19 protein-coding genes are annotated in these 23,801 nt (G+C 56.0%); 5 read left to right on the top strand and 14 right to left on the bottom strand.

Features of this window, described 5'->3' with window-relative positions:
* Together HALA3H3_RS20075 and HALA3H3_RS20080 are read left to right on the top strand one after the other, a co-directional pair.
* Positions 1-446, top strand: a 446-nt coding sequence (locus tag HALA3H3_RS20075; protein ID WP_199105101.1) for an electron transfer flavoprotein subunit alpha/FixB family protein, incomplete at its 5' end; no start/stop codon positions are given.
* Positions 447-701: 255 nt separating this feature from the next.
* Positions 702-1,661 carry an NAD(P)H-dependent flavin oxidoreductase gene (locus tag HALA3H3_RS20080; protein ID WP_022523331.1) on the top strand — a complete coding sequence of 320 codons (960 nt, stop codon included), beginning with the start codon at positions 702-704 and terminating at the stop codon, positions 1,659-1,661.
* On the opposite strand, the gene HALA3H3_RS20085 is transcribed toward HALA3H3_RS20080, so the two are convergent.
* The 7 genes from HALA3H3_RS20085 to HALA3H3_RS20115 form a co-directional block, all read right to left on the bottom strand.
* Positions 1,643-2,422, bottom strand: a complete 780-nt coding sequence (locus tag HALA3H3_RS20085) for an enoyl-CoA hydratase/isomerase family protein (protein ID WP_022523332.1) — start codon at positions 2,420-2,422, stop codon at positions 1,643-1,645. The genes HALA3H3_RS20080 and HALA3H3_RS20085 overlap by 19 nt on opposite strands.
* A 35-nt stretch (positions 2,423-2,457) precedes the next feature.
* Positions 2,458-3,576, bottom strand: a complete 1,119-nt coding sequence (locus HALA3H3_RS20090; RefSeq protein WP_022523333.1) for an acyl-CoA dehydrogenase family protein — start codon at positions 3,574-3,576, stop codon at positions 2,458-2,460.
* Between the two features lie 7 nt (positions 3,577-3,583).
* The gene (locus tag HALA3H3_RS20095) at positions 3,584-4,777 is read right to left on the bottom strand and encodes an acyl-CoA dehydrogenase family protein (protein WP_022523334.1); all 1,194 of its coding nucleotides are present in this window, start codon (positions 4,775-4,777) and stop codon (positions 3,584-3,586) included.
* Positions 4,774-6,186 (bottom strand): enoyl-CoA hydratase/isomerase family protein, encoded by a 1,413-nt coding sequence (locus HALA3H3_RS20100; protein WP_022523335.1) that lies wholly within the window; start codon positions 6,184-6,186, stop codon positions 4,774-4,776. The genes HALA3H3_RS20095 and HALA3H3_RS20100 overlap by 4 nt, the downstream gene beginning before the upstream one ends.
* A gap of 62 nt (positions 6,187-6,248) precedes the next feature.
* Positions 6,249-8,258 carry a TRAP transporter permease gene (locus HALA3H3_RS20105; protein WP_022523336.1) on the bottom strand — a complete coding sequence of 670 codons (2,010 nt, stop codon included), beginning with the start codon at positions 8,256-8,258 and terminating at the stop codon, positions 6,249-6,251.
* Between the two features lie 51 nt (positions 8,259-8,309).
* Positions 8,310-9,470 carry a TAXI family TRAP transporter solute-binding subunit gene (locus HALA3H3_RS20110; protein WP_022523337.1) on the bottom strand — a complete coding sequence of 387 codons (1,161 nt, stop codon included), beginning with the start codon at positions 9,468-9,470 and terminating at the stop codon, positions 8,310-8,312.
* Positions 9,471-9,703: 233 nt separating this feature from the next.
* Complete coding sequence (locus HALA3H3_RS20115; protein ID WP_022523338.1) at positions 9,704-11,404, bottom strand: SulP family inorganic anion transporter; 1,701 nt, start codon at positions 11,402-11,404, stop codon at positions 9,704-9,706.
* Positions 11,405-11,670: 266 nt separating this feature from the next.
* On the opposite strand from HALA3H3_RS20115, the gene HALA3H3_RS20120 reads away from it, so the two are divergent.
* Positions 11,671-13,332 carry a methyl-accepting chemotaxis protein gene (locus HALA3H3_RS20120; protein ID WP_022523339.1) on the top strand — a complete coding sequence of 554 codons (1,662 nt, stop codon included), beginning with the start codon at positions 11,671-11,673 and terminating at the stop codon, positions 13,330-13,332.
* Here HALA3H3_RS20120 and rarD read toward each other — a convergent pair.
* Positions 13,303-14,211 carry an EamA family transporter RarD gene (rarD, locus tag HALA3H3_RS20125; protein WP_022523340.1) on the bottom strand — a complete coding sequence of 303 codons (909 nt, stop codon included), beginning with the start codon at positions 14,209-14,211 and terminating at the stop codon, positions 13,303-13,305. The two genes, HALA3H3_RS20120 and rarD, sit on opposite strands and share 30 nt — an antisense overlap.
* 72 nt (positions 14,212-14,283) lie before the next feature.
* On the opposite strand from rarD, the gene HALA3H3_RS20130 reads away from it, so the two are divergent.
* The gene (locus HALA3H3_RS20130) at positions 14,284-15,096 is read left to right on the top strand and encodes an amidohydrolase (protein ID WP_041159503.1); all 813 of its coding nucleotides are present in this window, start codon (positions 14,284-14,286) and stop codon (positions 15,094-15,096) included.
* 2 nt (positions 15,097-15,098) lie between these two features.
* Positions 15,099-15,803, top strand: a complete 705-nt coding sequence (locus tag HALA3H3_RS20135) for a pseudouridine synthase (RefSeq protein ID WP_041159510.1) — start codon at positions 15,099-15,101, stop codon at positions 15,801-15,803.
* A gap of 137 nt (positions 15,804-15,940) precedes the next feature.
* Here HALA3H3_RS20135 and HALA3H3_RS20140 read toward each other — a convergent pair whose 3' ends face one another.
* The 6 genes from HALA3H3_RS20140 to gloB all read right to left on the bottom strand — a co-directional run bounded on the left by HALA3H3_RS20140 (position 15,941) and on the right by gloB (position 23,751).
* Positions 15,941-17,524, bottom strand: a complete 1,584-nt coding sequence (locus tag HALA3H3_RS20140; protein WP_022523343.1) for an ABC transporter ATP-binding protein — start codon at positions 17,522-17,524, stop codon at positions 15,941-15,943.
* Positions 17,517-18,593, bottom strand: a complete 1,077-nt coding sequence (locus HALA3H3_RS20145) for an ABC transporter permease (protein ID WP_022523344.1) — start codon at positions 18,591-18,593, stop codon at positions 17,517-17,519. Before HALA3H3_RS20145 ends, HALA3H3_RS20140 begins: the two co-directional genes overlap by 8 nt.
* A gap of 2 nt (positions 18,594-18,595) precedes the next feature.
* On the bottom strand, positions 18,596-19,669 hold the full coding sequence (locus HALA3H3_RS20150) for a microcin C ABC transporter permease YejB (RefSeq protein ID WP_007114307.1): 1,074 nt from the start codon (positions 19,667-19,669) through the stop codon (positions 18,596-18,598).
* A gap of 77 nt (positions 19,670-19,746) precedes the next feature.
* Positions 19,747-21,687, bottom strand: a complete 1,941-nt coding sequence (locus tag HALA3H3_RS20155) for an extracellular solute-binding protein (RefSeq protein ID WP_022523345.1) — start codon at positions 21,685-21,687, stop codon at positions 19,747-19,749.
* A 42-nt stretch (positions 21,688-21,729) separates the two neighbouring features.
* Entirely contained in the window at positions 21,730-22,953 is a 1,224-nt protein-coding gene (locus HALA3H3_RS20160; protein WP_022523346.1) for a transglycosylase SLT domain-containing protein, read from the bottom strand.
* A gap of 30 nt (positions 22,954-22,983) precedes the next feature.
* Positions 22,984-23,751, bottom strand: a complete 768-nt coding sequence (gloB, locus tag HALA3H3_RS20165; protein ID WP_009287828.1) for a hydroxyacylglutathione hydrolase — start codon at positions 23,749-23,751, stop codon at positions 22,984-22,986.
* Between the last annotated feature and the right edge of the window lie 50 nt (positions 23,752-23,801).

Here is a 23,801-nt window from a genome sequence, read left to right on the forward strand (position 1 = left end):
CGACGATTGAAACCGTCGACGTAGTGGTGGACAACAGCCAGTCCAGCTTTGTGAAGGAGGAACTGGCGCAGTCGGATCGTCCTGAACTGGGCGGTGCCAAGGTGGTGATTTCCGGTGGCCGTGGTATGGGCAATGGCGAGAACTTCAAACTGCTCGACGGCATCGCCGACAAGCTGGGCGCTGCCATTGGTGCTTCCCGGGCCGCCGTCGACGCAGGCTTTGTGCCCAACGATATGCAGGTTGGCCAGACCGGCAAGATCGTTGCCCCGGATCTGTATATCGCCGTGGGCATTTCCGGTGCCATCCAGCACCTGGCGGGCATGAAAGACTCCAAAGTGATCGTCGCGATCAACAAAGACGACGAAGCACCGATTTTCCAGGTGGCGGATTACGGCCTGGTGGGGGATCTGTTTGAGATCCTGCCCGAGCTTGAGAGCAAGCTGTAAATGCTTCTGGCATCCACGTATTGGTCGGAACAACCCGTAGCGGGGGTCTTTCGCCATGGCCGGAAAAAGTTCCCGACGTTTCTGGCATTTCCGCCATCCATGGCGGTCAGATGGCGAAAGTAGCGCCCATGGATGGGTTCACAGCGCCCCCGCGTAGGGTTGTTCCGACCATGCCATTGTAGTGTGACATCTTCTTGAAAGGCTCAGTGGAGCCTTTTGCAGTATTGCCTCACAATAACAACCAGCGAGTTTCCCATGCTAACGCGTCTAACCGCTTCATTAAACCTGCCGGTGATCGGTTCACCCATGTTTATCGTCTCCGGGCCAGAACTGGTGATTGCCCAGTGCCAAGCGGGCATTCTGGGTGCTTTCCCCGCGCTCAACGCCCGACCTGCTGACGTATTACGTGAGTGGTTACAGCAGATCACTCAAACCCTGGCCGACTATGACGCGCAGCACCCCGAACAACCCTCAGCGCCCTTTGCGGTGAACCAAATTGTGCACCCCACCAATGATCGTCTAGAGCACGATGTCGCGTTATGCGCCGAGTTCAAGGTGCCGCTGGTCATCACTAGTCTGCACGCGCCTAATCAAGTGGTGGAAAAGGTGCATGCCTATGGCGGGCTGGTGTTTCACGATGTGACCACGTTGAGGCACGCCAAGAAAGCGATCGATGCGGGAGTTGATGGGCTGATACTGGTCTGCCACGGCGCGGGCGGCCATGCCGGGCGGTTAAACCCCTTTGCGTTTGTGGCGGAGGTGCGCCGCTTTTACGATGGCCCGTTAGTGCTGGCGGGGGCGATTAGCAAAGGTGAACAGATCGTTGCCGCCCAGGCGCTAGGCGTGGACTTGGTGTATATGGGCACGCGCTTTATCGCCACCCAAGAGGCAAACGCTCAAGCGGCCTATAAACGGATGGTGCTGGACGCAGCGGCAGGCGACATTGTCTATACCAACCTGTTTACCGGCGTGCACGGTAACTATCTGCGGCAAAGTATCGAGCAGGCGGGATTGGATCCTGATGCGCTGCCTGAAGGTGATAAAACCGCTATGCGTTATGGCTCAGGGGGGAGCAGTAAGGCAAAAGCGTGGCGGGATATCTGGGGCGCGGGGCAGGGCGTAGGCGCTATTGCCTCTATGCACAGCGTGGCCGAAGAAGTGGCCACGCTGCGCCAGGATTACCAGAAAGCGTTAGATCATTTACGGCGGCTTTGACGAAACGCCGCCACCCGGGTGTGAAAATCTTCCGACGCCTTGCACTGATCTTGAAGCTCGCCCTCTAATTGCATCGTGTTATTTAGCTGGCGCTGGGCAGCTTCCCGTAAGGCGCGTTTGGTAGCGCTTAACGCCTGGGACGATTGACTCACCAGTGCTTGCGCCAACGACCAAGCTTCGTCTAGCACTTGGTTATCTTCGACGACGCGGTTAGCCAATCCGAGTTCGACGCAGCGCTCACCCGAAATGGGGGTTGCCAAGGCGGCCATTTCAAACGCCTGAGCATGGCCAAGCTGGCGCACCAGATGCCAGCAGGCACCGCCGTCAGGGATGAGCCCAATATTGATAAAGGCAAGCTTCAGGTAGGCGGAGTGGCCCATCACCACCATATCGCTGGCGAGCACATAGGAAACACCGATGCCCGCAGCCGCACCGCTAACCGCTGCAATCACCGGCTTATTCATTGCCATTAGGCTACGCAGGGCAGGCAGAAAGAGCGTTTCCAGCCGTTCGCTCGCAGGCTGAGACGTTGCCTTCTCAAACTCTGCCAGGTCAGCGCCGGCGCAAAATGCACTACCTTCACCGCGTAGAATCACACAGCGAACTTGCTCATTGTCCGCCACCGCCGCCAGCGCTTCATTGAGTGCCAGAGCGGTGGCTTCATTCAGAGCGTTGCGTACTTCTGGACGTGCAATGGCGACTTCGACGATACCGTTTTCAATAGCGCTGACAGTCACTAACTTGCCGACGTAATCTGACATGTATCGCTCCCTAATTAACTTTTCTGGCAACGTTCTCAGGCAACCTTTAACAGCTCGCTGACCGTTTCGAGATGGTAGTCGCTGTCGCCCAGGTAGTGATCGAACATCACCAGATGCTTGGCGTAGCTAGCGACATAGCACTCTTCGGTCATACCCATCGCCCCATGCAGCTGGATCGCCTGTTCGGCAATAAAGCGAGCTGATTCACCACAGTAGGCTTTGGCCGCGGCAATTTTGTAATCCCGTTCGCTTGCAGGGAGCGCGAGGCTAGTGGCGGCTAAAATCGCCATGGAGCGGGACTGCTCCAGGTGCAAGTGCATATCCACCATGCGGTGCTGCAGGGCCTGAAAGGTCGAAAGCGGTACGCCAAACTGCTTGCGCTCTTTTAAATAAGCGAGCGTTTGGTCGCAGGCCTCCTCCATTGCGCCGATGGCTTGGGCGCAGAGCGCTGCGCGACCAACAGCCAGTACCTCCGCTAGCACATCGCTAACATCTTCACTCAGGCAGTTGGTTAACGGCAGCGTGACGCTGTCCAGGGTCAGATCGCCGGCGGGCTGGTCGTCGATAGTGCGATATAGGTGCGTAGATGTGCCCGGTGCATCCGCTGGCACAATAAATAACCCTAGCTTGCCGCTGGCTAATTGAGCGCTGACCAGCGTAGCCGCAGCGGCTTCAAGGTTAAGTACCACGTGTTTTTTACCATTTAACTGCCATTGGTCGCCTTGCTGGGTAGCTTGGGTAGCTACCGTAAAGGCGTCGTAGCGGGCGCCAATCTCCTGCCAAGCAAGCGCCAACTGATGCTCACCTTCAAGCAGTGGGGCTAGCCACCGGGTTTGCTGTTCGCTGTTGGCGGTAAGCGCCAGTAATTGTCCGGGCAGCACTAGGCCAGCCAGATAGGGTTCGGGCACTAAGCCTCGTCCCAGTGCCTGCATAATAATCATCAGGTCGGTGCCATCGCCCCCTAGCCCGCCAACGTCTTCGCTGAAGGGCATATGCAGCAGTCCCAGCTCGGCAAAGGTGCGCCATAGTGCAGAAGAGCCGTTTGGGGCAGCGGCCAGCATAGTGCGGCGCTGCTCGGGAGAAATCTGGTCGGCCACCAAGCGGGTGAGCGTCTCTTCAAGCATGCGCTGCTCGTCGGTTAAAGCAAAATCCATGGTGACCTCACATGTTTAAAATGGTTTTGGCGACGATACTTTTTTGTATTTCATTGGCGCCGCCATAAATCGACAGCTTGCGACGATTGAAATACTGGGCGCTGGCGGCCGCGCTTTGGGCGCGCTCGTCATCCAGGCTGCCTTCGCCATGCAGGAAGTCGGGGAAGAATGGCAGCGCAGCAGGGCCCAGGGCGCGCCGGGTAAGCTCACTTAGCTCCTGGCGAAGCTCGGAGCCGCGCACTTTTAGCAGCGAGCTCTCTGCGCCGGGCACACCGCCATCTTGGGCAGCGGCAATCACGCGCAGGTTGGTCACTTCCAGCGCCATTAGTTCGAGTTCCGCTTTCACCACCCGCTGACGGAAGCTGGGTAGCTCCAGCAGCGGTTTGTCGCGATGCTGAATCCGGCTCGCCAGCGACTTCAAGTGGCGCAGCGCCTGCTTGGCGTGACCAAGCCCCGCAATCCCCGTACGTTCGTGGGTGAGCAGGAACTTAGCGCAGGTCCAGCCCTGGCCCTCTTCACCGACGCGGTTGTCGACGGGTACGCGCACGTTATCTAAAAAGATTTCGTTAACTTCGTGGGCACCATCAAGGGTAATAATTGGCCGCACGGTGATACCCGGTGTCTGCATATCAATCAACAGAAAGCTGATGCCCGCCTGCTTCTTGGCGTCTGGGTCGGTGCGTACCAGGCAGAACAGCATGTTGGCGTGCTGGCCCAGGGTGGTCCAGGTCTTCTGACCATTGACGATATAGTGGTCGCCATCACGCACGGCGCGGGTATTTAGGCCCGCTAAATCAGAGCCAGCGCCGGGCTCTGAGTAGCCTTGGCACCACCAATCCTGATTGCTCAAAATGCGCGGCAGGTAGTGCTGTTGCTGCTCGACAGTGCCGAATTTCATGATGACGGGAGCCACCATGTTAACGCCGAAGGGTACGACTGTAGGTGCATGGGCAGCAGCACACTCTTCGTCGAAAATATGCCGCTGTACCGGCCCCCAGCCTGGGCCGCCGAACTCTTTTGGCCAGTTAGACGCCAACCAACCCTGTTCGCTAAGAATATTCTGCCAGCGCAGGTAGTCATCAGCGCGCAGATGGCGGCCCAAGCGCACGCGCTGGCTGATATCGCTGGGCAGTGCATCGGCTAGAAAACGGCGAACCTGTTCGCGAAATGCCTGCTCTTCGGGGCTAAAGGTGAGGTTCATAGGGGGGTGTCCTTAAGGGTTGATTGACGGTGAGGCCCACCTAAGTGACGCGGGTATCCCAGTACTTCCACCGCCAACAAATCGATATCGCTCTCGCGGTAGCAGAAGCCGTTCTTTGCGATGCCGACGCTCGCCTGTTCAAGGGCAGTTTGTTTGTCGCTCGCTGTAGCCTGCTGGCTAGCAAGTTGCAGCGTATTCAGAAGGCTTTGCTGTCGGCTGACCACAACGTTTAACCGCAATGCTTTAAGAGTGAGTGCCGCTCGCTGTTGGGTAAGTGGCTCTGCGCTTAAGTTGACCAGCTCTACCATGCTGCCGTTTTCAGCAACGATAAGGCTTAGCGCGCTATCGCTGCCGCGGCTGATGCCAATGTTTTCTAGTGCGATGGTAGGGAGCGCTGTGCCTGATTCCCTCGCTGCATTTGGCGCCAACAGGTAAAGCTCAGTAGCGTTGTCTGGTGCACTGGTTAGGGTAATACCCGCCTTTTGTGCGGCTTTTTGCAGGCGCTCAAACAGTGGATCTTCGCCGATTAGCGCAACGTGTTTAAACGCGTCGGCTTTCTCAACCTCAGGCACCACATGGGGGCTACGCGCAGCGAAAAAGAGATGAATAAGTCCGGCGCGTTGAGGGGAGTCCATACAGGCCAAAAACAGCTCCCGCTCACGGCGCAGGCCGTCTTGGAGTGATTCAGCCGTCACAGAGGCCTCCACAGCTTCCACAATGCGAAACGGTGAGAAGAGTTCGGCAGCGTCTTGATTCAGCCGTTCCAACATAGCGGAGATTGCCTGGGGATTAGCCGCTGGCGCTGGCAGTTGGCCCGTAACACGTGCCATTGGGTTGTCTGCAAGCACTGCTTGGGCCACAGCTAAACCCGCTTCAAGCGGTGTTTCAGCACTGCTAATGGCGTCGATAATGCCTGCCTCAAGTGCTTCTTCTGCTTCCACAAAACGCCCGCTGGTGATCATCTCTAAGGCGCGCTCAACGCCTACTAAACGCGGCAAACGCTGGGTGCCACCAGCGCCAGGCAGTAGACCCAGCTTAACCTCCGGAAGACCCACCCGGGTTCCCGCCAGTGCCACTCGATAGTGGCAGCCCAAAGCCACTTCCAATCCACCGCCCAGGGCTGTGCCGTGCAGGGCGGCAATCAGCGGTTTTGGGCAGGCTTCCAGTTGGTTAATCACATCGGGCAGCAGAGGGGCTTGAGGCGGCTTACCAAACTCACGAATATCTGCCCCGGCAATAAAGGTGCGGCCATCGGCGAGCACGACCAGCGCTTTAGCATCTGCGTCAGCAACACCCTCTTTAAGCGCATCGACTAAGCCACTGCGTACCGCGTGACTTAAGGCATTGACCGGCGGGTTGGCTATTTGAATAACGCCTATATCGCCGTGACGCTGATAATGAACGGACATAGTTAGGCTCTCGTATTTCGCATGATAGTGAATTGAAAAGAGTACGCTTGGCGCCCCATCTGTTACGCAGCAGAGGCGCTTTGCGAACGCCGATTGTGGCGCTGGCTTAAGCGTGCCATCAAAACACCGGGTACCAGCGCGGCTGCGGCCAGACCGATCAATTCCCACTGGCTAAGCGGCACCATCCCACCACCCGGTAGCGCCAGGAGCAGGCCAGCGATCAGTATCAGGGCACGAATCACGATCTCTTGCAGCGCGCCATAGCCCAGTCGACCAACCCCCATCAGGTAGCCTTGCATGGCGGAGGCAAACAGAATGATGCCGAGCACGGCCTGGATAAACACGGCCACGATCACCAGCGGTGCGCCCTGCATAATCAACGCCGGATTAAGCACAAAGAGGAAGGGGATAAAATAGATCACGCTACCCAGGCGCATGGCCTGCAGGCCCGTTTCCATGGGCCGGGCACCGGCCACGGTGGCGGCGGCAAAGGCACCGAGTGCGACCGGCGGAGTAATAAAACTCAGCATGCCCCAGTAAAGGATGAACATATGTACGGCCATGGGATCCAGCCCTCCGCCTTGAATCAGCGCGGGGGCTAGCGCAACGGCAAGGAAAATATAGGCGGCAGTCACGGTCATGCCAATGCCGAGTACGAAACTGGTCACGGCGCCCATAATCAGTAGCAGCGGCACGCTGCCACCGGCAATATTGATAAAGTCGTTAGCGATGGTGCCGGAAAGGCCGGTCATCGAAAGTGCACCCACCAGCATGCCCACGCCAGCCAAAATAGCGATTAACTCGGCAAACAGCTTGGCCGCAGACGACAGCGTATCGGCTACATCCTTCCAGCCCCAGCGGTTATGTTTGGAAAGCTGGTTCAGCACTAACAGCAGCGCGGTGGCGTAAAAAGGCGCTACGGCTTCGCGCTGCATAATCAGCAGCATCCAGACTAATAACGCAAAGACAAAAATAAAGTACCACCCCTCTTTGAGAGTTTGCCAAAGCGAAGGCAGCTCAACGGCGGGTAAGCCTTTAATGTCGTGGCGGGCAGCGTAGGCATCAATCTGAATAAACAGACCCAGGAAATACAGAATTGATGGAATCACGGCGGCCAGCGCCACAGCGGAGTAGGGGATGTCCAGAAACATCGCCATGACAAAGGCGGTGGCGCCCATAACAGGGGGCATCAATACGCCGCCGGTTGAGGCGCAGGCTTCTACACCGCCCGCAAAGGAGCGGCTCATACCGATACGACGCATGGCGGGAATCGACAGCACGCCGGTGGTGAGTACGTTACTGATCACGCTGCCGCTCATGGAGCCCATCAGGCCACTGGAGAAAATCGACACCTTAGCAGGGCCGCCGCGTACATGACCCAGCAGCGCAAAGGCCAGATTAATAAAAAACTTACCGCCGCCGCTTTTCTGCAGCACGACACCAAACACCAAAAAGCCAATCACCAGGCCCGCGAATGCCTGCAGCGGCACCCCCATGATGCTTTCGGTACTCATGGTGTGGTACATGGCGGTTTGTTCAAGGGTGGAAGGAAACGCCTGGATAGGGCCGGGGACGATATCGGCCACCAGCGGATAGAGCGAGAATACCCCGGCAATAATCGCAATGGGTAAACCACCCGCCCGGCGTGCTGCTTCGATAATCAGCAGCCAGTAGGCGTAGCTGGCATAAATGGCGATTTCGGGTGCAGAAAAGGCCCAGCCGCGCTCCAAAATGGGCACTGCGTTGTAAACAAAATAGCCGCCAACGATAAGCGTGATGGCGCTCAGCGTGTAGTCATACCAGGGAATGGGCTGCTCTTGTTGGCGACTGCGCATGGGCCAAAGCAAAAACACCAGCGGTAGCAGCAGCGCCACAACGGCGTAGTAGAACTGCGTCTCCAGACCCGTAACGAAAGTCAGTAAGCCAACGTTAAACAGATAATCCAGGGTCATCGCCATCAAAATGACGGTGACCGTGGCGGGAATCCAGCGTAGCGCAGGAGGAAGCTGACGAATTTGGCTGATCTTTTCTTTAACCTGCTGATTATTGGCAGGCGAGGTATCTGTGGTCATGGGGGACATCCGTCAATCAGCAGGGGGCGGCAAGTGCCGCCCCGTGGTGTATCACTCGAAGATCGGTTCGAAACCGGCATCGCTCAGCGCGGTGGCACGGGCTTCCATCCAGCCGGTAGTAAATGCCTCGTCCTCACTGGGTGCGTCCTGCATAAAGCTTTCCCAGGCGGTTAAAAGCACGTTCTGACGCTCAACGAGCTTGTCCTGATGAGCCTGCATTTCATCAGTCCATACATCGATTTCTTTGTAGTACTCCACGACCGCATCGTGGAACGGCACTACCCATTGAAGATCTTGTTGCTCTAGTGCATAGCCAAGTGCGCCTGGAGCGTTGTCTTTATAGTCATCAAAGTTTTCCTGCATGGCCTTGATCAGGCCATAAGCCACGTTGTCGTCCAGGTCTTGGTTGGCGACAACAATAGGGTAAGGGTAGCTAGCGCTAGGCACCGGGTTTTCGGCGCTGATGCCGCCTGCCCCGGAAGTGACTTCGTGAGGGCGGAAGTAGGGCGCCACCGCAGCCATACGCTCCCAGCCTTCGTCGTCGTTGGGGTCTAGCACCGGCCAGCTAATGCCGCGAGGGCTACTGGCCAACTGCTGGGCGGGCGGGGTGACCGTTGTGGTAAAGGAGGCATCCACATCGCCAGCGATAATGCCGTCGAACGAGCGGCCGTAGCCGGGGTAATCAACCCGCTCTACGTCATCCCAGGTTAAACCGCCAAAGGCGAGGTACGCCTCTGTGCCTTTATTGAGCGCATCGTCGCCACGGATATAGGCGATGCGTTTGCCCGCCAGGTCAGCGGGCGTTTCAACGTCCAGGTCGCCCGCGACCGCAAGAGAGAGGCCAAAAGAGGCGGTGGAAGTGGTAATCACGCGTAGCGGCTGAGGGCCCCAGTCACGGTCGGCAAACATCATTACACCTTCCGCGCCGTAGTAGCTGGCGATCCCGCAGGCACAAAGGTCAACGCGGCCCTGCTTGAGCGGCGTCATGCGTGATACATCGTTATCACCCGGCAGAATACGTACAGACGAATCGTATTTGTTCTGCAGCATATTGCCGATGGCGACGGCCTGAGCATAGCCACTTGAGTTGGTGCCATAGGCTGTCCAGGCCATGGTGCCGGGCAGTTCAATTTCACTAGCGTGGCTGACTGCTGCGCCGAGTAACGATAGAGGTAAGGCGGCAACAAGTAGGCGGTGAGCGAAGGGGCGCATTGGGATGCTCCTTTATTGTGGTTGTAGTGACGTTGATGGTTATGGCTGGTTGCTATTTAACTTAGAGTGTTTTGCTATGCGGTATTGTATTTTGCTAAATGGTCGAGTGATAGTAGAGAAGCCGCTGGGTGGCTGTCAATGCCGTTGTTAGCAGCGGCGTCCGTTAGTAAACAACCGGCATAAAAAAACCAGGCAATTGCCTGGTTTTCAGAGTAATGGTGAGTGCTATCCAGCTACGAGAATTCTCGCCAAGCGGCGTAGGTGCTTAGAAATACCCGTCCGGTAAGCGCCTCTAGGAAGTCACTTTTCTTCAACTGATCCATCACCGGGCCTTTTACCTCGGATAAATGCAGTTTTACATCGGAGTCTTTTAAGCGCGCATTGATAGCATCCAGGCTCTCTAGGGCCGAGGCATCGATCAGGTTGACCGCCGAACAGATCAGCACAACGTGCTCAAGCTCGGGTTGGCTCGCCACCAGGTTATAAACGGTGTCCTCCAAATAGCGTGCGTTGGCAAAGTAGAGGCTCTCATCGATGCGCAAGAGGGCAACGGTATTGACCGTTTCGACATCGTGGCGGGTAGTGTTTCTAAAATGTTCGGTACCGGGCACACGACCTACCAAGGCGCTATGGGGGCGGCTGGTGCGGTACAAAAATAGCGCAATAGAAAGTGTCACACCGCTAATGATGCCGGCTTCAACGCCTTCGCACAGCGTGAGTAGAATCGTCACCGCCATGGCGGCAAAGTCGCTGCGGGAGTAGCGCCAGGTTTGGCGCAGCATGGGGATGTCTACCAGTGTCAAAATCGAGACGGTGATTGTTGCGGCCAGGGTCGCGATGGGCAGATAGTAGAGCCAACCGGTAAACGACATGGTGACCAGCGCAATACCTAGCGCCGCAAAGGCACCGGCGGCAGGTGTTTGCGCACCCGCATCGTAGTTAATAACGGTGCGGGACAGACCACCGGTTACCGGCATACCACTGGAAAACCCGGCGGCTAAATTGCTGGCGCCCAGGCCCACTAGTTCCTGATTGGGAGAGATGCGCTGGCGCCGTTTAGCGGCCAACATCTGGCCCATGGAGACCGACTCCACAAAGCCGACCAGGCTAATCAGCAGCGCTGGGATTAGCAGTGCCCGCCATAGCGAGTAGTCCGCCCAAGGAAAGCTTAACGAGGGTAAACCACCGGGAATTTGCCCTACTACGGAGACGCCTTTATCGGCCAACTGCCAATGCCAGGTCACCAGGGTGGTAATCACGACCGCAAAGACTGGCCCCGCTTTGGCGATCAAGTCCGCCAGAGTGCGTGGCAGGCCCAGCGTGAGCAGGGCGGCTTTACCGTGGCGCCGCATGGCAATCAAAAACAGCAGGGTTCCACTGCCAATCAGTAGGGTGGGTAAGTTAAAGGTGGTTAAGTTTGGTACCAGGGTGATAAGACGTTCCACCAGGGTAAAGCCACTGCTCTCAACCCCCAGTAGGCTGCCAAGCTGGCTGGCCGCAATCAAAATACCCGACGCCGTTAAGAAGCCGGAGATAACCGGGTGGCTTAAAAAGTTGCTGAAAAAGCCCATTTTCAGCAGCCCCATCACGACCAGCATGCCACCGGAAAGCAGTGACAGGATCAGCGCTGCCTGTAAGTAGGTCTCCGTACCCGCGGCTGCTACTGAGGAGAGCGCGGCACCGGTCATCAGCGCGATGATTGCCACCGGCCCGACCGCGAGGGTCTTACTGGTGCCAAACAGGGTATAGATCAGTTGAGGCAGGATGCTGGCGTAGAGCCCCACTACCGCGGGTAGCCCGGCTAGCAGCGCATAGGCCAGCGATTGGGGAATGACCATCACGGTGACGATCAAGCCCGCCAAAAGGTCTGCCCCCAATAGGCGTTTATGGTAGTGGGGGAGCCATGTCAGGATCGGCAAGTAGCGCTTTAGCATGGGGTCCTGGTGTTGTAGAAGTGGCAGAACCAAGAGAGTAAGGGATATTCCATTTCATTGCAGTGCTTATATTCATTTTTACTGCGGTAACCCAATGATGACCAAGCGCTTATAGGATTTGTGTCTTCTCCAAAAGTGCTACTTCCTTCCCCCAAAGTGCTACTTCTTTCATAAGCGTTACACGCTAAGCTTAGTCGCAAAGGGGGTTGAACCCCTCAGAAGTAGTATTTTCGATACTCAATAACATCAATAAAAGAGTACAGCTCATGCGCTTACTGCGATTGTGTGTTCCGGTGCTGTTTGTAGTGCTGTCGATAGGGCTTGCCATACAAGGAGGGCTCTGGCGTTATCTGGCACTTCTATTCGCCGCGCTAGGCGGTGGCGCTATGCTACTCAGCGTACTGGAAGGCGTCTACCGAGCCGACCAACGTCGCCTGGAACAGCATCGGCTTGGCTTTAAGCCGCTGCGTGATTACCGTTCGCTTCGCGCCATGGCCTACAGGTTAATGAACCGCGCTAGCAGCACAGCGATTGCCTCGGCAGAAGTGTCGCACTATGCCGATCTGATGGATCAGCGCCTCTCAAAGCAAGAAACCATGGCTCGTGAAGCTTCATCGAGCATGACGGCCATTAATGCAGCCATTATGCAGGTGAGTGCCAGCGCCAGCCAAGTGGCAGCGCTGGCAGAGAGCGCCCGGGAGGCCAGTCATCACAACCATGCTGAACTGGACGATATTATTCAGGACATGAGCGATGTTGCCGACCGCTCAAACCAAGCGCTGGAAATGCTGACCGCGCTGAACGATAAAATTGAGCGTGTACGTAACGTTACTTCCATGATTGAGGATATCGCCGAACAAACCCATCTGCTGTCGCTCAATGCGTCAATTGAAGCGGCCCGAGCGGGTGAACACGGGCGAGGGTTTGCAGTCGTCGCCGGCGAAGTGCGCAACCTGGCACTCAAGACCTCTACCGCAACGCAAAGTGTCGATGAGCTGGTTAAGGATATGCATCAGAGCGGCCAGTCGGTCGTCGCCACTATGGGCCAGTTAATGACCCGTATCAGCAAGCGCTCCAAGGGGCTACAAGTGGTCGGCAACAGTCTGGGTACGATGACTCAAGAATTCGACCAAGTGCAGAGGGAAATTACCCGTGTTGCCGATGCCATGGAAAACACTCGCCAACATAGTCAAACCGTGGCGGACAGCCTGAGCCAGTTGGAAGATGATGTCGATGAAGGCAATCGTAATATGCATGATTTGGCCGAGCAGGCCCGGGCATTGATGGAGGCTGCCGAAGGGGTCGATGGTGAACTGGCTCAACAGCATTTGGAGGGTCGCCACCAGCAGGTATTCCACGCTGCACGATTAACCGCCGATAAGTTGGGTAAGCTGCTGGAAAAAGCGATTGCCCGCGGGGAGCTTTCAGACACCCACCTATTCCAGCCCCATTATGAACAGATTCCGGGTACGCAGCCGCCGCAATATAAAACCGGCTTTGATAGTTTCACTGATAGGTACCTGCCCGATTTGCAAGAGCCTTTGCTCACGCAGCTAAGCTTAAGCTATGCCATTGCCTGTGACCGTAAAGGCTATGTGCCGACCCATAACAAAGCGGTCAGTCTTGCACCAACCGGTGACTACGCGCACGATTTAAAGTTCTGCCGCAACAAACGCATTTTCGATGACCCGACGGGCAGCCGATGTGGGGCTCATGAAAAGCCGCTGCTACTGCAAACTTACAAGCGCGATACCGGCGAAATCATGCACGACCTCTCTGTGCCGGTGTATGTGCAGGGTAAGCACTGGGGCGGATTCCGGGTTGGCTACCAGCCTGAGCGTGATATAGCGACTCCCCCTGCGTTGCAGTCAGAGGCCGCCCCAGTACCACCGCTTGCACTAACCAGCCGTAGCGTAGCGCGGGCGTGATTGCCATGCCGACCAGGAGTAGAGCGCGAGCCCGATCCAAATAAGCACAAACGTTGCCAACTGAATAAGGCCCAGGGGCTCGCCGAACACGGTTAAGGCAATCAGAAACTGAATGCTGGGGTTGATGTACATCAAAAAGCCCAGGGTTGCCAAACGCAACCGGCGTGCCGCGCCGGCAAAGGCCATTAACGGCAGCGCGGTCAAAGCCCCACTGGCGATCAGCAGGCCAGTCGATGACGTATCTTGAAGAAAATGCGAGCTGCCGTTCCAGCTTAACCAGGTCAAGGCGATCAGGGCGAGGGGGAATAGCAACAGGGTTTCCACAAACAGTCCCGATAATCCGTCCAGTGGCACCTGCTTACGAAACAGGCCGTAACTGCCGAAGCTTAACGCCAGTAGTAGACTAAGCCAGGGCAGTTCACCCAGCATCACAAATTGCGTGGCAATGGCCACGCTGGCCAAGCCCAAGGCGACCAGCTGCAGCTTGGCCATCACTTCCCGAAGTACCAGCATGCCTAGCGCGACGTTCACTAATGGCGTTAAGAAGTAGCCCAGGCTCGCCTGCAATACCTGCTTCGACTCCACTGCATAAATATAGATACCCCAGTTAAACGCAATCAATAGCGCACAGGCCAACACCCGACCAAGCCGCTTGGGTTCCCCCAATGCGGTGACAACGGGCGGCCAGCGGCGCAGAAGGGTAATCAAGCCGACCAGAAATAGACACGCCCAAATGATACGGTGAATCAATATTTCAAAGGCGGGAATGCCGTCAAACAGGGCAAAAAATAGCGGAAAGCAGCCCCACATGGTGTAGGCGGTTAGCCCATACATAACGCCTTTGACGGCATCTGGGTCGCGTGTTGGAGTAGGAAGCATAGCAGCCTCATTATTTAAAGATGCTAATCTAGCATAAACGTTGTCTTGAGACTGACGAATTGGAGGTGTTAAGTGAGTCAACTTAGGAACACGCTAGTGCAGTGTGATCTGCGCTGGGAAGATCCCCAGGCCAACCACGCTCATCTTGAGAAGTTGCTGGGCGAGCTGGATAGCCGCGACACGGATCTTATTGTATTGCCTGAGATGTTTGCCACTGGCTTTACCATGAATTCCCGCGAAATGGCCCAGCCGATGGCGGAAAGTCAAAGCGTTGCCTGGCTACAGGCCCAGGCGAAGGCGCGCAACTGCGTGATGACCGGCAGCGTGGCGATCGAAGAGGACGGTGAGTTTTATAACCGCTTGATTTGGGCAACGCCGGAGGGGGTGTTAACCCACTACGATAAGCGTCACCTATTCCGTATGGCCGGTGAGCATGAGCGCTACGGTATGGGCAGTGAGCGTAAAGTGGTAGAGCTCAATGGCTTTAAGCTGCTGCTGAGCGTTTGCTACGACCTGCGTTTTCCGGTGTGGATGCGTCAGCAGCCAGCAGAAGGGAAGCATTTCGAGTATGATGCGCTGCTGTGTATCGCCAACTGGCCAGCACCGCGCCGTCATCCATGGCGTACGCTGCTACAAGCCCGTGCGGTAGAGAACTTAAGCTATGTGATTGGCGTTAATCGCGTTGGAGAAGATGCCAAAGGGCTTGCCTACAGCGGCGACTCCCTGTTGGTCGACTTCAAAGGTGAAGCGTTAATTGATAAACCTGCCCATACCCCGTTTATAGAGACGGGCACGCTGGATAAAACTGCCCTTGATGCTTTTCGTGAAAAATTTCCTGCCTGGCAAGATGCCGACCACTTTCAACTGCTGCCAGGAGTGGGTTAATGATGCGCCTTGATCGCTTTTTGAGTGAAACCACGCCATTAACCCGTAGCCTGGCTAAGCGGGCACTCAAAAATGGTGAGGTAACCCTCAACGGCGAGCCGATCAAGCAGTCGGCGACCCAGATCGATACCGATAACGATGTGGTGGTGCTCAACGGCGAGCGGTTGGCGCTGGTAGGGTTGCGCTACATTATGCTGCACAAGCCCGTTGACGTTGAGTGTAACGCCCGTCGCGGGCTCTATCAAAGAGCAATCGACCTGATTGATCTACCCAAAGCTGATCGATTACAGCCGGTAGGGCGGTTGGATGTGGATACCACGGGACTGCTGCTATTAACCGATGATGGCCAGTGGTCGCACCGTGTCACGTCACCGCGCCATCGCTGCGCCAAGGTGTATATCGCCGAGCTAGCGGAACCGATGGAAGGCGCGACGGCGGAGTGGGCGATTGGTCAAGTCACCGATGGCCTGATGCTGGATGGAGAGGAGACCCCGACGCAGCCCGCAACACTTAGGCTGCTTTCGCCCACCCAGGCAGAACTCACCATTACCGAAGGGCGCTATCACCAGGTGAAGCGTATGTTTGCCGCCTTGGGCAATCACGTGAATTCACTGCACCGCAGCTCTATCGGTGATTTGGCTTTGGATGCCAACCTGGCGCCCGGCGAGTGGCGAGAATTAACCGCCGACGAAATCGCGCTTTTCTGAGTCCTTGCTTAAGGTCTCTATTAGCCGCTTCCCAAAAGGGTAAGCGGCTTTATTTTATCTGGATATTTATACCGTTATCTTAGTTCTGCCACCAACAATAGCAAGTATCGTGACTCGATAAAGTTAGTAAGTCAGAACTAGTGAGTCAGATGCGCAGCGGCAATCAACGCTTGAGTATAAGCGTGCTGTGGCGCTGAAAGCACCTCTAGGCAGGGGCCTTGTTCGACCACTTCGCCATCCTTGAGCACCATAATACGGTGTGCCATGGCACGCACAACGGCTAAGTCATGGCTTATGAATAAATAACTTAGCTGACGGCGTGCCTGCAAATCGCGCAACAGGGCGACTAGCTGCTTCTGCACGGTACGGTCTAACGCCGAGGTTGGCTCATCCAGCACCAATAGTTCCGGTTCTAAGATAATCGCTCTTGCCACGGCAATGCGCTGGCGCTGACCGCCGGAGAACTCGTGGGGGTAGCGCGCGGCACAGCTCTCGGGCAAACCTACCTCGTGCAGCGTTTGATTAACCCGCTGGGTGACTTCTTCAGTGGTGAGATGGGGGTAGTGAAAGCGCAGCCCCTCGCTGACGATATCAAACACTGGCATACGCGGTGAAAGCGCGCCATAGGGGTCTTGAAACACCATTTGCAGGCGATGGCGGTGGCGGCGTAACGCATCGCCGGTTAGGGCGCTTAGTTTATCCTTGCCAAGGGTAACATCGCCTTGGCTAGTGACCAGCCGCATGACCGCTGACGCCAGCGTGGTTTTACCTGAGCCGGATTCACCGACAATGCCCAGGGTTTCCCCTGGCGCGATTTGGAAATCTATTGGATGCACCGCCACAAAAGCAGGGGGCTGGCGCTTAAATAAGCCGGTCTTAGGGCGCTTAAAGCTCACGCTTAATTGACGAGCGGTCAGTAGCGGCGCTGTATGCTCTATAGCTTGGGGCCTACCTTCCGGCTCAGCGGCCAGTAGCGCTTTAGTGTAATCGCTTTGAGGGTGCTGAAAGACCTGCTCCACCGGGCCGATTTCTTGAATACGTCCCTGGTACATCACGCAAATGCGATCGGCATGGCGGCGCACCAGGTTTAAGTCGTGGCTGATAAACAGCATGCCCATGCCATGATGATCGCGTAGTTCACGCAGCAGGGCGAGAATCTCCTGCTGTACCGTGACGTCCAGCGCGGTGGTGGGCTCATCGGCAATCAGCAGTGAGGGATTGTTGGCAATCGCCATGGCAATCATCACCCGCTGGCGCTGCCCACCCGAGAGCTGGTGGGGCCAGGCATCCAACAATTCGTCCGGGCGCGGTAGTTTCACTTGTTCCAACAGTTCTTTGCAGCGTTCCCGGGCCGCCTGGCCCCGCAGTCCTTGATGCAGTCGCAAGGCCTCACCAATCTGCTTGCCCACCCGATGCAGGGGGTTGAGCGAGGTCATCGGCTCCTGGAAGATAAAACCGACGCGATTGCCACGCACCGTGTTCCACTCAGTTTCCGTTAAAGTGGCCAGATTGGTATCACCTAGCCAGCGTTCGCCTTGAACGCTGGCATTACTGGGCAGCAAATTCACCATGCCCAGCGCCGATACCGATTTACCCGAGCCGGACTCACCGACAATGGCCAGGGTTTCACCCGCATGGAGGGTTAGCGAGAGTGCATGCACTACTGGGGTGTTATCAAAAGTGACATCAAGGTGTTCAATGCGCAGCAGGGGATTAGGCATGCTGGGACTCCTGGGCTGGGCCTGCTTGGCGCTGTTGTACGTGGCGGGGATCAAAGGCGTCGCGCAAGCCCTCGCCGATAAATACCAGCAGTGACAGCATGATGGCCAGTGTCATAAACGCCGTGATGCCCAGCCAAGGGGCGTGTAGATTATTTTTTCCTTGGGCAGCAAGCTCACCCAGCGAGGGAGCACCCGGCGGCAGGCCGAAGCCGAGAAAATCCAGAGCGGTCAAGGTGCCAATGGCGCCGGTAAACAGAAACGGAATAAACGTCAGCGTGGCGACCATGGCATTGGGTAGCACGTGACGCCACATGATCAAACGTGACGGCAAGCCCATGGCTTTGGCCGCGCGCACATACTCCAAATTGCGTGCACGCAGGAACTCGGCACGCACGATATCGACCAGGCCCAGCCACGAAAAGAGCAGCATAATCCCCAGCAGCCACCAAAATCCCGGCTGAACAAAGCTGGCTAAAATAATCAGCAGGAAGAGCACCGGTAAGCCGGACCAAATTTCAGTGACTCGCTGACCGATCAAATCAATTTTGCCGCCAAAGTAGCCCTGTACTCCGCCGACTACGACACCGACGACTAGCGATCCTGCGGTGAGTACCAGCGCAAAGGCTACCGAGAGTCGAAAGCCATAAATCACCCGTGCGGTCACATCCCGGCCCTGGTCATCGGTGCCTAGCCAGTGGCGGCTATCCGGCGGGGCCGGAGAAGGGCGGGTCATATTCATGTCCAGGGTCTGATATGAAAACGGAATAATGGGCCATAGCGCCCAGCCATGATCATCAATTTGTTGCTGAACAAAGGGATCCAGATAGTCCGTTCGGGTCGGTAGAAAGCCGTCAAACTCGGTTTCTGGGTAGTCCACCAGCATGGGAAAGTACCACTGGCCGTCGTACTGCATGATGATCGGTTTGTCGTTGGCAATTAGCTCGGCAAACAGGCTAAGAATAAACAGCGTGGCAAATAACCAAAGTGACACCCGGGCACGGCGATTGGCTTTAAAAGCGGACAGTCGACGGCGAGTGATAGGCGATAAACGTGATGATAAAGAGGCCATTATCACGACTCCCGAGTCGAAAAATCGATACGCGGGTCTACCCACACGTAGGTCAAATCGGAAATCAGCTTGAGGATTAAGCCGATCACGGTATACAGGAATAGGGTGCCGAAAATCACCGGGTAATCCCGCTGCATGACCGCTTCGAAACCGAGCAGGCCCAGCCCATCCAGGGAGAAGATCACTTCGATAAGCAGCGCCCCGGTGAAGAAAATACCGATCATGGCGGCGGGTAGACCCGCGATAATAATCAGCATGGCATTGCGAAACACATGGCCGTAAAGCACGCGCCGCTCGTCGGCCCCCTTGGCGCGGGCGGTAATGACATACTGCTTGTGAATCTCATCGAGAAAGCTGTTTTTGGTTAGCATCGTCAGCGTGGCAAAGCTGCCAATCGAGGCGGCGATAACCGGCAGTGTGATATGCCAGAAGTAGTCTTTGACCTTGCCCCAGGCTGAAAGCTGGTCGAAGTCGGGTGAGGTCAAACCGCGTAAAGGGAATAAGTCCCAGTAGGTGCCCCCGGCAAACAGGACAATGAGCAGGATGGCAAACAGGAAGCCCGGAATGGCATAGCCGACAATCACTAACCCCGACGACCAGACGTCAAACCGGGAGCCGTGGCGTAGCGCCTTTTTAATGCCTAACGGGATAGAGATTAAATAGACCAGCAGTGTCGTCCAGAGCCCCAGTGATATGGAAACCGGCAGCCGCTCAATCATCAGCTCTGTGACCGGGCGGTCACGGAAGAAACTGGTGCCAAAATCGAGGGTGAGGTAATCCGCCATCATGCCGATAAAGCGTTCGTGGGCGGGTTTGTCAAAACCAAACTGCTGCTCCAGCTGCTCGATAAAGCGCGGATCAATGCCCCGGGCACCTCGGGAGTCATCGCTGACCTGGACATCGGCGCCCCCCATATCCAAGCGAGTGCTGGCCATGGCGTCGGCGCCTTCAAAACGCGCCAGCATCTGATCAATTGGCCCACCCGGCGCCGCCTGAACAATAATAAAATTGAGTAGCATGATCCCGAAAAGGGTCGGAATCATTAGCAGCAGTCGGCGTAGGGTATAACGGGCCACAGAGCACTCCGAGGTTTATGACGATGAAACCGTTGAGGACAAGCCGTTGCACTTAAGAAGTTGTAATCGGGCCAAAGTTAACGGCCGCGCTGGCGGCGCTGCAGTTCTGCTTCACGGTCAGTGTCTACCCACCACGCATCCAGATCCATGGCGTATTTGGGGAAGGGTTCGGGGTAACCAAACTTATCCCAAATGGCGATGCGGGTCTCCCCAGAGTGGTAGTGGGGAATCACATAGAACCCCCAGCGCAGCACCCGATCCAACGCGCGCGTGGCGGTATCCAACTCTTCACGGCCCTCAGCACTAATGATCTCCTCCACCAGTGCATCGACCGCCGGATGTGCCAGCGCCATCCGGTTACGGCTTTGCGGTGCTTCGGCGGCGGCGCTGGTCCAGAAGTCGCGCTGTTCATTGCCCGGGTTGTTCGACTGAGGGAAATGACTGATCACTATGTCATAGTCATAATTACGCTGTCGGTTTAAATACTGATTAATATCAACGATACGCAGCGACGTCTGTACCCCTAAACGGGCCATGTTGCGGAGCATTGGCTGCACCACCCGTTCAAGCCCTGAGTCGTAGAGCAGCACTTCCAGGCTTAAAGGCCGCCCGGTTTGTTGGTTAACCAGTATGCCGTCTTCAACGCTATAACCTGCCTCGCGGAGGAGATCGAGCGCTTTACGAAGCCGCTCACGCAGCTCGATGGGCTGATCGATAGGCAGGGGCTGAGTGAACAAACGGTCAGAACCATGAGAGGCAATCAACTCCTCCCGAAAGGGCTCCAACAGCGCCAGTTCCTCCTCAGAGGGTAAGCCGGTGGCTTCCATCTCTGAATTTTGGAAAAAGCTCTCGGTGCGCTGATAGGTACCGTAAAAAATATTGGTGTTGAGCCACGGGAAGTCGAAGGTCAGGCTCAACGCTTCCCGCACCCTGGGGTCTTGGAACTTCTCTTTACGCAGGTTGAAAACAAACGCCTGCATCATCGAAGGGTTAACGTCCGGTACCGTTAGCCGCTTAACCAAGCCCTCTTCATAGGCTGGAAAATTATAGCCAATCGCCCAGGTGGCGGCGCGTGCATCGGTACGGAAGTCCGTCAGTCCCGCTTTAAAAGCTTCCCAGGCAATATCCCGATCACGGTAGTAGTCGTAAATGATGCGATCAATATTGTATCGGCCAACGTTGACCGGCAAATCTTTACCCCAATAATCTTCATCGCGCTGATAAACAATTCGCCTACCTGGGTCTACTTCGCTAATGCGATAGGGCCCGGAGCCTGGGTGTGCCGCAAGGGTGGGGGAGGTGAATTCGCGGGGCTCCCAGTAGTGGCGGGGGAGTATGGGTAACTGGGCGACTATTAACGGCAGCTCTCGGGATTGAGTGTCGTTGAAGGTGAACCGTACCTGATGCTCATTGAGGGCGATGGCTTCTTCCACTCCCGCGTAGTAACTGGCGTAAAACGGATTTCCCTCTTCGCGGAGCAGGTTAAGCGAGAACACCACATCGTAGGCCGTGACAGGTTCCCCATCTTGAAAACGCGCTTCAGGGCGCAGGTCGAACTCAATCCACTCCCTGTCAGGGTCAAGGCGCACGCCTTCGGCCAGCAAGCCGTAGAGGCTAAAGGGCTCATTGGGGTTGCTGACCATAAGGGTGTCATAAATTTGTGAAATGCCGGTAACTGGCGTGCCGCGAATAATAAACGGATTGGTCGAGTCAAAGCTGCTCCCCACGGCGGTATGGGTAATGGTGCCGCCTTTGGGGGCCTGTGGGTTTACGTGAGGGAAGTAGGGGAAGTCGGCTGGCAGCTCGGGGCTATCGTAAAGCGATAACCCATGAACTGTTTCAATAGGAACCACGTTGTTTGCGTCGGTGTTCAAATCACCCACCACATTAGTGTTGGTGGCGGTGATAGACGTCGACTCTGACGCTATTGTTTCGGCGTCTGAAGCCAGTATTGAAACGTTGGACAGCAGGCCACTGATGAGTAGAAGCGTTTTCGCAAAAAACAAACCACGCGGCATTTGAGACATCCCATGTGAACAAAGCCAACTAGTTAACCCGGTTTAACGCCCTGAAAGTGTCAGCAGTTGGCCTGGTTGCAGAGTGCTGGGGCGGTCAATCGCATTCCAGCGTATAAGGTCTTGCTGGTCAATATTATACCGGGCCGCAATCGCAGAGAGACTGTCGCCTCTTTCAACGCGGTGGGTATTGCCACGGCTGTTTTGCGCAAGCGCTTGGTTGCTGTCTTGTGTTTGACTGCCGCCTTGAGAAAGCTGCGCTAGCATCTGGGTATCCACTTCTTCAGGTACCAGCAGTGTCTGAGCACTACGGGGGTCAATGCTGCCATTGAGCAAGCCAGGGTTTAATTCGGCTAACGCGGTTTGGCTGACACCCAGCAGTTGAGAGGCTTCTGAAAGCGTCACTGCTTGGGCCAACTTAACTTTAGCGAAGGCCGGATCAACATGTATTTCCGGCAAGCTGACACCGTACTGCTCAGGGTCGTTAATGATGGTCACGATGGCTTTCAGTTTGGGCACATACTGCATGGTTTCATAGGGCAGCGAGAGATCCCAGTAATCACCGTTTAGGCCTTGGCTTTGGGCCTGGCGTCGAGCGCGGTTAACGGTGCCTGCGCCGGCGTTATAAGCCGCTAATGAAAGCATCAGATCGCCTTCATACCACTGATCGGCCTGCATTTCCAAGTAGTCCAGCGCCGCTTCGGTGGAGGTTAAAACGTCTAACCGGCCATCGTAGTTTCCGTTGCGTACCAAACCCAATGCATCACCAGTGCCGGGCATAAACTGCCATAGCCCAGCAGCGCCGCGATGACTTCGCGCGCCTGGGTCAAAGGAGCTCTCGACGAAGGGGATTAACGCGACTTCACCAGGCAGGCCACGCTCGCTAACTTGCTGGGTAATCCAGGCAAGCCAGGGAGAGGCGCGTTCGGTGATAGTAGCAATGTTTTCGGGGCTGGAACGGTAGTGCTCAATCCATTCGTCTACCCGTGCTTGGGCCTCGTCTGGCAGTGACTTCTCTTGCCACTGAAAGCTTTTACGCAGCGTTGTCCAAGCGTCCTGAGGTTCCAGCTCCAGCGCCTCCCAAAAATGGATTCGGAACGGCGTGGGGCGTGGTTTTGTAGCGTCTACTGATTTACTGGTTGATGCCGTAGATCCTTCATAGGCTGTCGCAGAGGCTTGTGAGCTTGCCGCAGCGGCTAACATTAGGCCCATTATTACGGTACTGCCAGCGCTCAGCATCAAGCGCTGGCGAATCGTTCGATAGGTCATAGTTGCATTCGTTTGGTTTCGATAGCGTTCTTAAAAACGGTTCTTCCACTCGCGTAGAGTGGTGAACGTAGCGAGATCATCATTATTAACACCCTGGGTGCCTGCCGCTTGGCGCACGCTATCAGTGCCCACACGGAGGTAGGGATTAATTTTCAGCTCGCGTCCTATCGTGCTGGGTAAGGTGGGGCGATCCAATGCCCGCGCCTTTTCACACTCCTGCAAGGCGTGTTTGACGTCTTCGTTTTCAGGATCCGCAGCACGGGCAAACGTTAGGTTTGCCTGAGTGTACTCATGGGCTGCAAAGACCAGTGTATCTTCAGGGAGTTCCGCAAATTTTTTCAGCGCGGTGTACATTTGCTCCGGGGTACCCTCGAATAAACGACCGCAACCCGCGCAAAAAAGGGTATCACCGCAGAACAGTAGTGCAGGGATACCCGCTGTGAAGTAGCTGATATGATCCAGCGTATGGCCGGGGGTCGCCATGACGTCAAACAAGCGACCCATAATGCGGACTTCGTCGCCATCACCCACGGTTTCATCGATGCCTTCAATCTTGGGATTGTCGGGGCCGATAACGTGCGGAGAGTAGCGTTTAATTAATTCTGCTAAACCACCGGTATGATCATGATGATGGTGAGTAATCAGAATGCAGCTTAGGGTGAGCGACTCACGCTCAAGAAACTCGATCACCGGGGCAGCTTCACCGGGATCCACCACACAAACGCTTTGACTGGTATCTTGTCTTAATAGCCAAATATAGTTGTCGCTAAGGGCGGGGATCGGTGTCACGCTCATCATCGGCGAGATCCTTTAAGTTACGAAAAAACACATCAAACATTGCGCTTATT

The organism is Halomonas sp. A3H3 (genome assembly GCF_000982975.1).
GTDB lineage: Bacteria > Pseudomonadota > Gammaproteobacteria > Pseudomonadales > Halomonadaceae > Vreelandella > Vreelandella titanicae.